We start from the raw sequence: 13,063 nt of genomic DNA, 5'->3' as shown, positions 1-13,063 counted from the left end.
CGATCGCCTGAAAGTCGGCTCGATCGAATCCATGACGTGGCGATCTACTGACTCCTTTAAGATACAAGGGGCGGGTTTCACGAAAGATATTTCGGGTAATTCATAATATAAATAAACCCGCCCCCCGAGTTGTGGAGAGGGCGGGTTTATTTATATTATGAATTTTATCAAAGATTTTCGGTAAAACCCGCCCCTACGAGCATTGGGAGCAAGAAGAAAGATTTTAGCCGTTAATCACCGATCCTCCGTTGGGATGCAAAATTTGACCAGTCATGTAAGACGAATCTTGTGAAGCTAAAAACACGTAACTGGGAGCCACTTCATCGGGTTGACCGACGCGTCCCAAGGGCGTGTCTGCACCAAATTTCTCCACTTTTTCTTCGGGGAAAGTCGAGGGAATTAGAGGCGTCCAAATCGGGCCGGGGGCGACTCCGTTGACGCGAATTCCTTTCTCAGCTAAACTTTGAGACAAGGAGCGAGTAAAGGCAACAATTGCTCCTTTTGTGGAGGAGTAATCTAGCAATTGTTGATTGCCTTTGTAAGCGGTGACAGAGGTAGTGTTGATAATTGCACTTCCTTCTTTGAGGTGTTTGAGAGCGGCTTTTGTCAGGTAAAACATTGAGAAAATGTTGGTGCGGAAGGTGCGCTCTAATTGTTCGGCGGTGATGTTTTCGATGCTTTCTTGGGGATGTTGTTCGGCGGCGTTGTTGACGAGGATGTCGAGGCGGCCAAATTCTTTAACTGTTTGTTCTACAAGGTTTTGACAGAGGCTTTCATCGCCGATGTCGCCGGCGATCGCAATACAGCGGCGGCCTTGTTGTTCGATCGCCTCTTTGGTTTTTTTGGCATCATCATCTTCGTTAAGATAGCTGATGACCACGTTAGCGCCTTCCTTGGCAAAGGCGATCGCCACTGCACGCCCGATACCGCTGTCTCCGCCAGTAATTAAGGCTACTTTGTCCCGCAATTTGTCGCTACCGCGATATCCCTCCGCGAAGGATTGAGGTTGCGGGGTCATCTCGGATTCAATACCGGGTTGCTGTTCTTGATGTTGAGCCGGATTGGTTTGTTGTTGAGTTGGCATAACACATTCCTCTAAGTTCTACCTCTATAAATAAAGGTTTTATTGAGGCGGGGAATCGGTCTTTTTGCCGATCGTTCCCTACCACTAAAGACAGTTCGGGCGATCGAAACCAGTTGTTAAGATTGTCACAACAGTAAAAAGCACGCCAAAACATAATTTGACGTGCTGTTTAAGCAACTTAGCTGCTAATTGCTGAGTCTCACACTACAGACTCAACTTAACATTAGAAACCAGTCGGAGGAGTAGCAGGAACACCTAACAGTAAATCCTTCTTATCTTCAGGCAACAATACAGTCACTGCACTCGCGATGCCGCTCAAGCTCATGTCCTCAACAAACTTAATACCTGCATTTCCAGGTACGATCAAGCTGGTATCAATGCTGCTGGCCTTAACCGTAGCATTGAGTGAAGGGTCGGGGTTATTCAGAGGATCGGGTGCAGTTTCCAGGTTCTGAGATTCACCAGTCACCGGATCGAGGCTACTTAGTCTTACTATTCCCGATGGGTCTGGGGTCGCCACAGATGTCGTAGGCACTGTGTTAGGGCCCGGCACGTCAAAGCTAACCGGGTTGGGGCCAGTTGGGATCGGGAAATTGTTGGTAACGCCCGGAGTATTGAAGACTTCCAAAACCGAGTAGCTGGCTGGAGACAAATTATTAAACCGAGCAATACCAGCAGCATCAGTTCTCACCAGCGGTTCTGTTGCAGCATCGTAGCGACCGTTGCCGTTGAAATCCAAAGTGAAGGGTACATCGGCAAGGGGCGGTTCGTTTCCGTTGCGTATACCGTTGCGGTCGTCATCTCGGAATTTAGGAACCAAGAGGTCATAACGGCGAGAGTTACCCACCAAAGCGCAAGTAAAGGTTTGATTCGCACCGAGAACAATATCCAGCGGTTGAGTCGTTTTGAAGAAGCCCGAAGGTAATACTTCCCGAACGCTGTAATTGCCAGGGCGCAAATTGTTGAATGCAAAACGACCAAACTGATCGGTAATAGAAGTGGGCTCTGTTGCTTGCAACACACCGTCACCATTGGTATCGATAGCAATGGTGACACCAGCAATAGCTGGTTCATTGCCATCTCGATAACCGTTCAGGTTAAAGTCCTCAAACTTGCAACCGGTGATGTTGCTGTTGGGTGTGTTGGCAAAGGTAACGTTGGCGTCCTGAGTGTTCAGGGTAACATCAACGCGATCTGGAGTAGAAGGCGAGAAATTCGGCGGTACCACTTCTCGGACGACATAGTTGCCCGGTGCCAAGTTGGTAAAGGCAGCTCTTCCCTGCTCATTTGTGCTCAGTTGCTGTTCGCCAGTGTCGGGAGTCCCGTTATTGTTGGTGTCCAGGAAGACAGTGATACCCCTAATTGGCGCTTCACCCTGATTTGGTTCAAAGCGACCGTTGGCATTCAAGTCGTTGTATTTGAAGACATTGATGAGTGGTAGAGTGTTGCCCACACCTGCATTATTGCCAATACCCTGAGTAGCTCCAACCGGAGAAAAGGTAAGTGATGGCGATGGGTTCCGCGCTGGTAAAGTTGTAACTGGCGCTGCAAAAATCGGCCGCTCACCAGTGGTCGCGATCGCTCTTTCACCTGCTTGTTGAACGCCGTCGCGGTTGGTGTCTACGAATTTAGGGTCGTTTGGTTTCAGCGTGTAGGTTGAGTCTGCTACTAACAGCGGTTGCTCTCTGCTGATGGTACCCTGGAATCGCGCCTGTGGCCCTGGTGCCGAAACCAGAGCGGGGTTTGGAGTGGTTGCTACTGGAGCATTCAGGTTTCCTGGGGCACCGCCACCTACTTCTGCAGGCAGTACACCTGGAAAAATTTCCAACACTCTGTAATTGCCAGCTCGCAAATCCTTGAAGGTAACTACTCCGTTCGCATCTGTGATGGCTATCGGTTCGGAGCCTGCTCCATCCCAGCGACCGTTCCCGTTCACATCTAAAATAAACGGTACTCGGGCAATGGGGGGTTCCAATACTCCACTAACCACATTTCGCAAGCCGTTGCGGTCTATGTCGCGAAATTTGTTAACTTCAATTTGATAGAGCGGAGTATCGCCAACTTGAGCGCAGGCAAAGGTTTGACCTGCTGCTACCGTCACGTCGAGTACCGGAACGTTGCCGGGGGGAGTGCTTTGGGGAAAATCTTGTGTTTCTAAGGGTTCTGCATCCGTAGCATTAACTTCTAGTCCGGTAACAGAACTAATCTGTCGTCTGATCCGTTCTTCCCGAATCTTGTAGCTTCCGGGTAATACGTTGAACGACCATCCACCATTTTTGTCTGTTAAAGTGTTCTGTTCCCCTGCATCGCGTTGACCGTTGCCATTTGAATCAATATATATCCTGACATTTTTAATCCCCGGTTCATTCCCATCTCGGAAGCCGTCGCCATCTATGTCTAAGTATTTGCATCCTACGATACGACTGCCTGTAACTGGTGGAACTCCCGCGTTGCCAAAGAAAACGTTGACATTTCGGTTGCCGAGAGTGACAGCCAGGGGGTTGGGAGTAGTAGCGGTGAAACCAGCAGGTAGTACCGTTTCGGTGAGTACGTAATTGCCAGGGGCAAGATTTATGAATGAGAACGCGCCGTTAGCGTCCGTCGTGGTTAAGACTTCGCCAGTACCAGCATTAAATACACCGTTGCTGCTTGTTGCTGATTCGAGGAGGATGGGGATATCCCGAAGACCTGGTTCGTTGGGCTGTCTGACCCCATCTCGGTTCAGGTCATTGAACTTGATGCCTAAAATTGCCGGGCCAGCATTCCCAACCACAACAGGCTGTAGTTGACTGGCTGTGAGCAATTGCTCTTCGTTAATAAAATCTAAATCTGCCATGATTTCTCTCCTTCACACCTAAATCCACGTAAATTACAGACTACTGTATGGGTTGTAACTTGCTGAGTAGTTTTTACTAATAGCTGACAACCGCTACTCGATTTTACATACGTCTGTACTTGAGGTAATGTTCCCATCTCACACAACAATGCCTCAAGCTTTGTCGCTGGCAAGTATATCAGGTTTTGAAGAACCCTGGCAATTTGAGGGCAACATCTTCAGGATTTGCACGCCTTCTCTGTCCGGACATACTTGCGGTTTCGAGCTTTAAAAAGCCTAAGACTGACTTCTCCCCCCTGGTATCAAGTCCGGCTGCATTGTTCTTGTTCGTCCTGGTTCGCTGTCCTAGACGATCGCCTCCTCTGGGATTGCCAATGACAGATATCCCAGCATCGATCGAGCTACCGGACTTGATTATGGCTTGCCCTGACTGGAAATACGCCGATCGGGTTTGGGGGAATTACCTGATAGTTTCTCACTCACAGAGATGCTACTGCCTCTGAATCTTGCAACCAATATACAAGCCAGCTTCGGAGTTGCCGGAACTTAGGCTTGAGTGTTGGAGGTTGCCAACAATAGGGTATCACGCGATCGCCCTTTCACCTCTTCGTTATTTTTATCTGCGGTTTGGGACTCCGGGCGATCGAGCGAATGTGTCACCCTACATAACCCAATACGCTTGGGTTAACACTCTTTATTCCTCGCAGATCCCCCTCGCATCCCCCTTAAGAAGGGGAGTAGGGGTTGACTTTGAGAAGACTCTTGTCCCCCCCTTAAGAAGGGGGGCTAGGGGGGATCGGGCTTCACCCAAGCGTATTGCTACATAACCCCGAAATCTCTCGCACCCATACTGCTGACCGAGTTCCCGATCGCCCCTTTTATTAATTCATTTTTCTTGACAAATTCACCGATTTGTGCGTGAGTATCCAAACCGACATACTGTTGCCCAAAGTTAGGAGTATTGCCTAAATTTGCAAAAAATCCATCACTCAAAAATTTACTAATTCGATCACTATCACGACACTGGCTCAAAAGCAAGCTATCGGCCCCCATATTGCCCGCCGGTTCGCCCGCATAGTTACTGGCATCCGTCAGCGGGTCGCCCAAGGATTTAGCCGACCTACCGTCAGCCTCTCCCGTCACCAAATCAATGCTGCTAGCCCGAATCTCTGCCGAGACCACAACCAGCGCAGGCGGAGTCGTTGGAATGAAACCGGGCGGCGGAACTTCGCGGACAACATAACTACCTACAGGAACGTTACGGAAACTGTAATTGCCCTGAACGTCACTTAAGGTACTCGCTTCGCCCGGATCTAAACTGCTGTTGTTGTTGAGGTCGATGTAAATTTGAGTATTGGCGATCGGCGGTTCGCCCGGATCTAGGCGGCCGTTGGCGTTAAAATCGTTAAATTTCACACCGCTGATCGTGCCAGTCACCAACACGTTACCAAAGCTGAGATTAGTGGCATTTGTGCCGTTACCCACGGCGATCGGAGTCGGATTTGGCGTGGTTTGTCGAAAACCGGGCTGCGGGACTTCCCTCACCACATAGATCCCTGGAGGCAAATTGATAAAAGAGAAATTACCTTGGGGGTTTGTTAAAGTCGAAGGTTCGTTGGGCTCTCGGCCGCCGTTGTTGTTGAAATCAAGGTAAATCGGCCAGTTGGCAACTCTCGGTTCCGTCGGTTCGTTGATACCGTTACCGTTGAGGTCGTTGAACTTGAAGCCGCTGATGCTGCCGGTAGGAAAATTGTTGCCGAAATTGACGCCGACAGCGTTGGTATTGCCGATGATGTCGATCGGGCCTGGATTTGGCGTAGTCTGTACCCATCCGGGTTGCGGGACTTCCCTCACCAAATATCGGCCGGGAGAAACATTGGCAAAAGTGTAGTTGCCTTGCGGGTTTGTGATGGTGTTGGGTTCGCCCGGGTCAAGGCTGCCGTTGCCGTTGAGGTCGAGGTAAATTTGCCAGTTGGTCAGAGGCGGGTCTGTCGCGTCTCTGACGCTGTTGGCATTGAGGTCGTTGAACTTGAAGCCGCTGATGCTGCCAACAAAAAAGACATTGCCAAAATTGATGTTGTTGACAGTGGCATTGGAAGTAACGTTAACCGGGCCGGGGTCAGGCGTGGTTTGGCGAAAACCCGGTTGCTGGACTTCTCTGACCAAATATGTATTTGCGGGAATATTGACAAAAGCGTAATTGCCTTGAACGTTTGTAAAAGTAAAAGGTTCGCCGCCGTCGAGCCTGTTGTTGCCGTTGAGGTCGAGGTAAATTTGCCAGTTAGCTAGCCCTTGTTCCCCAGGATCTCGGCTGCTGTTGTTGTTGATGTCGTTGAATTTTGTGCCTGCGATCGTCCCTGCGTTAAAGTTGTTGCCAAAATTGATATTGCCAGCGTTTGTGCCGCTGGTAATTGTGATGGGTGCGGGATTTGGCGTAGTTTGGCGAAAGTTCGGCTGCTGGACTTCCCTAACTTGGTAAGTTCCCGGCGGCAGGTTGGCGAAGATGTAGTTGCCTTGCGCGTTTGTGAGGGTGGAAGGTTCGTTAAACTCAGGCTGGCCGTTGTTGTTGAGGTCGAGGTAGATTTGCCAGTTGGGAATTGGAACTTCTCCGGGATCTGGGCGGCCGTTGGCGTTAAAATCGTTGTATTTGGTGCCGCTGATGCTGCCGACTTGGAAGTTCCCGATGTTGACGTTGCCGATGTCTATTTGGCTGGCGGTTCTGAATTCGGACATGGTGTTGCTGGGGCCCAATGAACGCGGTTCAATGTTTTCTGTAGGGCAATCTAGCAGTTTTTTTGCCAATTGCAGCTATTTCAGGGGATAAATTATTTTTAGGAAAGGGAAGGGAGGGGAATCAGAAATGTCCAATGCCCAATGCCCCATGCCCCATGCCCCATGCCCAATGCCCTGTTTGGCCGATGCGTAAATTTTTTCCAGATTTGATGTACGATCGCTACCAGTTTTGCAGACTTACTAAAATCCTAGACATTTCTGGAGAAATCCTGAAATAGCTAAGTAAGTCCAGGCTTTCGTTATTAGGGAGCGTTAAAGTTCATACCTTGGAGTACGTGCCAGCCCCAAGCACTATAACTCCGCAGTTAAACAGGCAAGGATTTGTAAAGCCAGTGCTGTGGAGAAAGTACCGCCTAATAACTATGCCGAGGCAACCTTTACTAATTAGGAATAGACGCAACCATGTCTAAAACCCCCAATCAAGTATTCGTACTTGACGCTGACAAAAAACCTCTAACTCCGTGCCTGCCAGTGATAGCTAGAAAGCTATTGAATGCAGGCAAAGCAAAGGTTTTTAGATTGTACCCGTTTACAATTATTCTGGGAAAATCGGTCAACGATCTACCAGAACCAATTGAAATCCGCATCGACCCTGGTAGCAAGACTGCTGGCATAGCTTTGGTTCAGGGAATCCAAGTCATTTGGGGCGCCCAAGTCACTCATCGGGGTCAAGCTATCAAGTCTCGACTTGAAACCCGTCGGGGCGTCCGGCGCACCCGCGGTAACCGCAAAACTCGTTATCGAAAAGCGAGATTCTTAAATCGCACTCGTCCGAAAGGCTGGTTGCCTCCGAGCTTGCAGCACCGAGTGTTAACGACTATGACGTGGGTTTCTCGCCTTCGTAAACTAGCACCTATCCAATCAATTGCTTTCGAGTTGGTAAACTTTGACACTCAAAAAATGCAAAATCCAGAGATTTCCGGCGTTGAATATCAACAAGGGGAATTGCAAGGTTACGAGGTTAGAGAATACCTGAAAGAAAAGTGGAATCGGAAGTGTGCTTACTGCGGTAATGAAAATTTACCATTGCAAGTTGAGCATATTAATCCACGCGCCAAAGGTGGCACTAATCGTGTTTCTAATCTTTGCTTAGCTTGTGAAAAATGCCACCTCAAAAAGGGGACTCAAGATATTAAGGATTTTCTTAAGAAAAAGCCCGAAGTTCTTAAGAAAATAATGAGTCAAGCTAAAGCACCATTGAAGGACGCAGCAGCAGTTAACGCAACCAAGTCCGCTTGGTTCCAAGCTCTGAAGGCTACAGCGATTGAACCTATTTATGTAGGACGCGGTTCTTTGACGAAGTTCAATCGGACTAATTTGAAGTTCCCAAAGGCTCATTGGATCGATGCTGCTTGTTGTGGAGATGTAAGTCAAGGTTTGACTTTAACTATCAATCAACCGTTGCTAATTAAGGCGATGGGCTGGGGAAGTCGTCAAGTCGTGCAGACTGACAAATATGGGTTTCCGCGTTCGGGGTATAAACCAAAGAAAAAGGTCGCAGGCTGGAATACTGGAGACATTGTTTCGGTAATTGGTGGAAAACATCAAGGGGTTAAATGCAAAAGAATTAAAACCACTAGGTTCAAAGGTAATTTTGATATTCGGGTAAACGATAGCGTGATTAGCGTTTCTCGGAATCAACTTAAGCCTGTTCATCGCAGCGATGGATATAACTACTCGTTTGCATGAGATTGTCGTGAAATGTCCAAGAAAACAGTTAGAGGTCGAATTCCCAATGTCCCAAAACTTGACAGCAAGCTGGAATGAAGCCCGCGAGGTTCCCAGTTTGCTCTTCGGCTGGAGTTTGTGCGGTTTATTGGCAATGAGCTCGATCGCCCCTACTCCTGCTGTCGCACAGCTACCTACCTCCGAACAGAGTAACAGCAACAGCCCGATCGCTCAAACAGGTGCGATCGTCCGCCCCACTCTCAAATTGGGCAGCCGCGGCTCGGAAGTCATCGAACTCCAAGCTGCTCTTCAATTGTTGGGCTTTTATACTGGCACTGTAGACGGGATTTTCTCACAAAGCACCGCTAGAGCTGTGTCTCAGTTCCAGGAAGCAGCAGGCCTGGCTCCCGACGCCATAGTCGGTCAAGATACTTGGAACCGGCTGTTTCCTGCGACTCCGAGTGCGATCGAAAACCCCATCGCCAACGATCCTGCAACTGCCGACAACTCAGAGATTAACCCCCAAGCGCAGCCAACCAATTTTCCAGTTTTGAGAAGACGAATGCGGGGGCCGGCAGTCAGAGATTTGCAAGAGCGGCTGCAGGCCAAGGGATTTTTGCGCGTGAGTGCTGACGGCGTGTTTGGCCCGGAAACTCAAGCTGCTGTCAAGGCGGCTCAGCGACAATATCAACTGCCAGCAGACGGCATTGTCGGCCGCGCTACTTGGGAAGCTCTGCTGCGTTGACACCAAGCCAATAGTGCCGGCTATGCACGTTGCGGTATCGCGCGATCGTACAAATTGTTAATAATCGCTTTTGGAAGTATTTCTTCACATCAAAAAGTGTCAAGTTTGGTAAACAAAGTGTTTTTATGCGCGGAGTTGGTGTTAACTTAAAAACATGAGGGGCAAAACCAAGAAGCACAAAAAACTTGGATAAAAAATTTGGAATTAGAGTATTTGTCCCGATCGGCTCTAGTTCGCAGGCAACGCCTGAACCGTGTAGCTTATTAGCACAGAAAGGTTGATATTGCGATCGATATTTGTTAGATAGCTTGAGGCTATTGCATGAATCAAAAGTTGCGATCGCACAACAGTCAAACACAGAAGTCTGAATAGACTCCGCTGATAGCTAGCTCGTCTCCAGAGTAGTTGCAAAAAAGTCCACCTTAGTTGTAGTTTGCTGAAACTCAGCAGAGCTAAAATCCCACTTGAATCAACTTAATTTACAAAAATTTTAGGGTCTGGCATCCGATATGCTAGGCCCTAAAATTTTTGATAGTTTACAGTTGACAAACTAATAGACTCTTGCAAAAGTCCTTTTAATAAAATTTGGGAAGGGCAAGATGCCCGTTCCACAAAAAACATTTTTTCTTGTGGAACGGGCATCTTGCCCGTCCTAGTTATTTTTGAAAGAGGTCTAATGACTACTGACTACTGACTACTGACTAATGACTACTGACTAATGACCATTTCATTTAATTTCTTCAATTCGAGCATTCAAACCGTTAGCGCTGAGCATTTCTAGCAATTCCTCAGCTTTTTCGCGTTCCCGAAAAGCACCGGCTTGGATCACCGGTCGTCCGCTGGAAAAAGAGCGAAAAGCACCGGGAACGAGGGATTGCATTTTTTGTCGATCGCCCCAACTGTTGGCATCCACCACAACTCGATACCGGAAACCCAAAGCTCTGGCTCGATCGAATGACGGCGAATTATCCGCGGCATCGGGCCAAGAATTCCCCCCTAAAGGTGCAGGTACATAACCGCCCCTTCCGATAGGAATGTTGCGGCCCGGAACCGGCAATCTACCCTCGGAAGCAACCGAACTCGAACTATCAAAATTGGGAGGAATAATTGGTTGCTGTACCGAAATTTCCGAAACCGATCGATAATTCGGATCGGGCACAGGAATTGCGATCGTCCCTGGGACTACCGATGAAGCAGCGGCATTCCTCCCAGAAAGCTCTTGCCGCAACTGAGCGCTTGGCGGTGCCGAGAGATTTTGCACCGGTCGCCTTGAAACGGGCGCAGGTGGGGGAAGTGGCGCTCTTTCAACTCTGGGGCTTAGCCGGCCGGGAGTGTAAACAGGGAGAGAAGTGTCGGGGCCACCGATGCTGGGAGGTCGATCGGCTATACGCTGCAAAGCACTTCCCCCCATTGGTGGAGGGGTAAAAGTTCCCGCCACATCAACCGATCCCGTCGTCCGGTTTCTCAACAATTGATTGCCGTAAGCCGGGATTACTTGACCTTTGGCGGCATTGTTCACATCGTACTGACCGTTGTTGCGAATGACATTGCCCCCCGGTTCGGCAGCAGTTCCCAAATCCGGCAGAGAGCTCGATATCGCCACAATTCCGTCCCGCCGATTACTCTCGATATAATTGTTACGCAGCACCGGCCTAGCATTAGCTTGCACCACCACGCCGTCCTTATTGCGAGTAATTTTGTTACCGATTAGCAAAGGCGAAGCGTTCTGCGCTACATTCACCCCAAATCCCGTGTTTTCAAACACATTATCTCGAACTTCCGGCTGGGAAGTGCCAAAAATCGTAATGCCGTTAGCTCCATTTTTCGAGAAAACATTCCCGCCAATCGTCGGCCTGGAAGTACCCACTACCGAAATTCCGTCGTGAGTGCTCCCAGAAAAAGTATTGTTGACAACCGTCGGCGAACTCGATTCGATCCACAAAGCGTAACCGCGATAGTTGGTATTCGTCACCGTCACCCCGCTGAGTCCCGCCCCATCTGCGCCTAAAATCGCAATATTTTGACCCGCCGAAGTCGGACTGATAAAGTATCCTCCGCCTTTGATGACAATATTCTGACCGCGAGTGTTGGGATTTCCCTGAACTGTTACGCTGGGCCTGAGCATTAATGGAAATTTTTCGCCGGTTTGCTCGCTGTAAGTACCGGGCGCTAGCAAAATCGCTGTTTTGGGCGGGGCGACGCTTAAGGCGTAGGTTAGGGTTTTGAACGGAGCTCGATCGCTGCCGTTGCCTCCTGTGTCGCTGCCGCCGATCGAGCTGACGTACAGTATGTTAATCTCGCTCTCCAGCGTCTGAGAAAGTAGCTGCACTCCGGGTATCCCGGCAGCGATAACTGACGGTTGAGGGTTGCAAAAGGCGGTCATCGCAAAGACGAGTAGAAGGCAAGAACTCAAACAAGATTTTTGCGATCGATTTTCTTTGCACTCGCTATATTGAGAATTTAGGAGCATAAATAAACCCCACTGATTTGCGGTTCGAGTTCCGCTTCCCGAGTTTGGTGTCGGGTTTTCGCGATCGAACTTTGATTTCACCCGCCTGCTGGGGTTTTCTTCTGTTAATCTTTTGTGTTGTTCTGCTAACCTCACGGCTCTCCTCCGAAGTGTGGTATGCAGTTTAACGATTCCACTCTCATCAAGTTTGATCTATTATGCTTTGTTTTCATCAAAACTTAAAAAATTATTGTCGAATTTAGATTGGTTTATGCCAAAATTAAGCCGCCTGCTTTGCCACAATCTTGACAGCGTGGGACAATGTAGCGGTTTGACTGGTACGATTAATTATAATTAGGGTGGTTCTGAATGACCGACAAACAAAACAGAACTTTACCGGCACAGCCAGCCCTCTGCCGGATTTTAGATGCAAATTTAGATCGATCGCGCGAAGGGTTGAGAATTATTGAAGAATGGTGCAGGTTTGGTCTCAACAGCGCTGATTTAGCTGGCGAGTGCAAGCAACTGCGTCAAGAATTGGCTGCTTGGCACGTCGCAGAACTTCGCAGTGCTAGGGATACGCCGGCCGATCCGGGTACGGAGTTGACTCACCCGCAGGAAGAGCAGCGTTCGAGCATTCAGCAGCTACTGGAGGCGAATTTCTGTCGGGTGGAAGAAGCTCTGCGGGTACTCGAAGAGTATGGCAAAATTTACGATCGGAATATGGGCGCGGCTTTTAAGCAGATGCGCTATCGGGTTTATACTCTCGAAAGCGATTTGCTGGCTTACCGGCGCTACCAGCAGTTACTTCGATCGCAGTTATACCTTGTAACTTCGCCGAGAGACAACTTGTTGGGAGTTGTGGAAGCTGCTTTGCAAGGCGGACTGACTTTGGTGCAGTACCGCGACAAAACCTCAGACGACGGGGTAAAGCTGGCTAATGCGCGCCAGCTTTGCGAACTTTGTCACCGCTATGATGCTTTGCTGATTGTGAACGATCGCGTGGATTTTGCGATCGCAGCGGATGCCGACGGCGTACACTTAGGGCAGGGAGATTTGCCTGTGGCGGAAGCGCGCAAGTTGCTCGGCCCGGGACGGATCATCGGTTGTTCGACTACGAATGGCGAGGAAATGCAGCGAGCGGTTGACGCGGGAGCCGACTATATTGGAGTTGGGCCTGTTTACTCCACTCCTACTAAACCTGATAAACAGGCGGCAGGTTTGGACTATGTGCGGTATGCTGCTACTAAGTCACCGATTCCCTGGTTTGCGATCGGCGGAATTGATATCAACAACCTCGATGAAGTATTGAATGCCGGAGCTCAAAGGGTTGCGATAGTACGCGCGATTATGGAAGCAGAACAGCCTACTTTAGTCACGCAGTTTTTCATCTCGCAGTTGATTCGGATGCAGAATCTCAAAGCTCAGAAAGCTTTGCACGGAAAAAGGTAGGTTTATTTGCGATTCGTAGGGCGGGTTTAGCACAGG

8 protein-coding genes are annotated in these 13,063 nt (G+C 49.2%); 3 read left to right on the top strand and 5 right to left on the bottom strand.

The features are described from left to right. Positions 1–223: 223 nt before the first annotated feature. The 3 genes from QT992_RS26605 to QT992_RS26595 form a co-directional block, all read right to left on the bottom strand. Complete coding sequence (locus QT992_RS26605) at positions 224–1,084, bottom strand: SDR family oxidoreductase (protein ID WP_333340082.1); 861 nt, start codon at positions 1,082–1,084, stop codon at positions 224–226. Between the two features lie 223 nt (positions 1,085–1,307). Continuing rightward, complete coding sequence (locus QT992_RS26600) at positions 1,308–3,920, bottom strand: SdrD B-like domain-containing protein (RefSeq protein WP_333317396.1); 2,613 nt, start codon at positions 3,918–3,920, stop codon at positions 1,308–1,310. Between the two features lie 819 nt (positions 3,921–4,739). Beyond that, the gene (locus QT992_RS26595) at positions 4,740–6,653 is read right to left on the bottom strand and encodes an SdrD B-like domain-containing protein (RefSeq protein WP_333378134.1); all 1,914 of its coding nucleotides are present in this window, start codon (positions 6,651–6,653) and stop codon (positions 4,740–4,742) included. Between the two features lie 462 nt (positions 6,654–7,115). On the opposite strand from QT992_RS26595, the gene iscB reads away from it, so the two are divergent. Both iscB and QT992_RS26585 read left to right on the top strand, forming a co-directional pair. Next, complete coding sequence (iscB, locus tag QT992_RS26590) at positions 7,116–8,402, top strand: RNA-guided endonuclease IscB (RefSeq protein ID WP_333378131.1); 1,287 nt, start codon at positions 7,116–7,118, stop codon at positions 8,400–8,402. Between the two features lie 46 nt (positions 8,403–8,448). Continuing rightward, on the top strand, positions 8,449–9,126 hold the full coding sequence (locus tag QT992_RS26585; protein ID WP_333378128.1) for a peptidoglycan-binding protein: 678 nt from the start codon (positions 8,449–8,451) through the stop codon (positions 9,124–9,126). Positions 9,127–9,645: 519 nt separating this feature from the next. On the opposite strand, the gene QT992_RS26580 is transcribed toward QT992_RS26585, so the two are convergent. Both QT992_RS26580 and QT992_RS26575 read right to left on the bottom strand, forming a co-directional pair. Further along, positions 9,646–9,768 carry a hypothetical protein gene (locus QT992_RS26580; protein WP_333378126.1) on the bottom strand — a complete coding sequence of 41 codons (123 nt, stop codon included), beginning with the start codon at positions 9,766–9,768 and terminating at the stop codon, positions 9,646–9,648. An 85-nt stretch (positions 9,769–9,853) separates the two neighbouring features. Next, positions 9,854–11,731 (bottom strand): DUF1565 domain-containing protein, encoded by a 1,878-nt coding sequence (locus QT992_RS26575; protein WP_333378123.1) that lies wholly within the window; start codon positions 11,729–11,731, stop codon positions 9,854–9,856. Positions 11,732–11,944: 213 nt separating this feature from the next. On the opposite strand from QT992_RS26575, the gene QT992_RS26570 reads away from it, so the two are divergent. After that, entirely contained in the window at positions 11,945–13,027 is a 1,083-nt protein-coding gene (locus tag QT992_RS26570; RefSeq protein ID WP_333317386.1) for a thiamine phosphate synthase, read from the top strand. Positions 13,028–13,063: the final 36 nt, after the last annotated feature.

The organism is Microcoleus sp. T3_D1, from assembly GCF_036700405.1.
Taxonomy (GTDB): domain Bacteria; phylum Cyanobacteriota; class Cyanobacteriia; order Cyanobacteriales; family Microcoleaceae; genus Microcoleus.
Note: the sequence above shows the minus strand (reverse complement) of the source record. Positions and strands in the feature narration are given on the sequence as shown.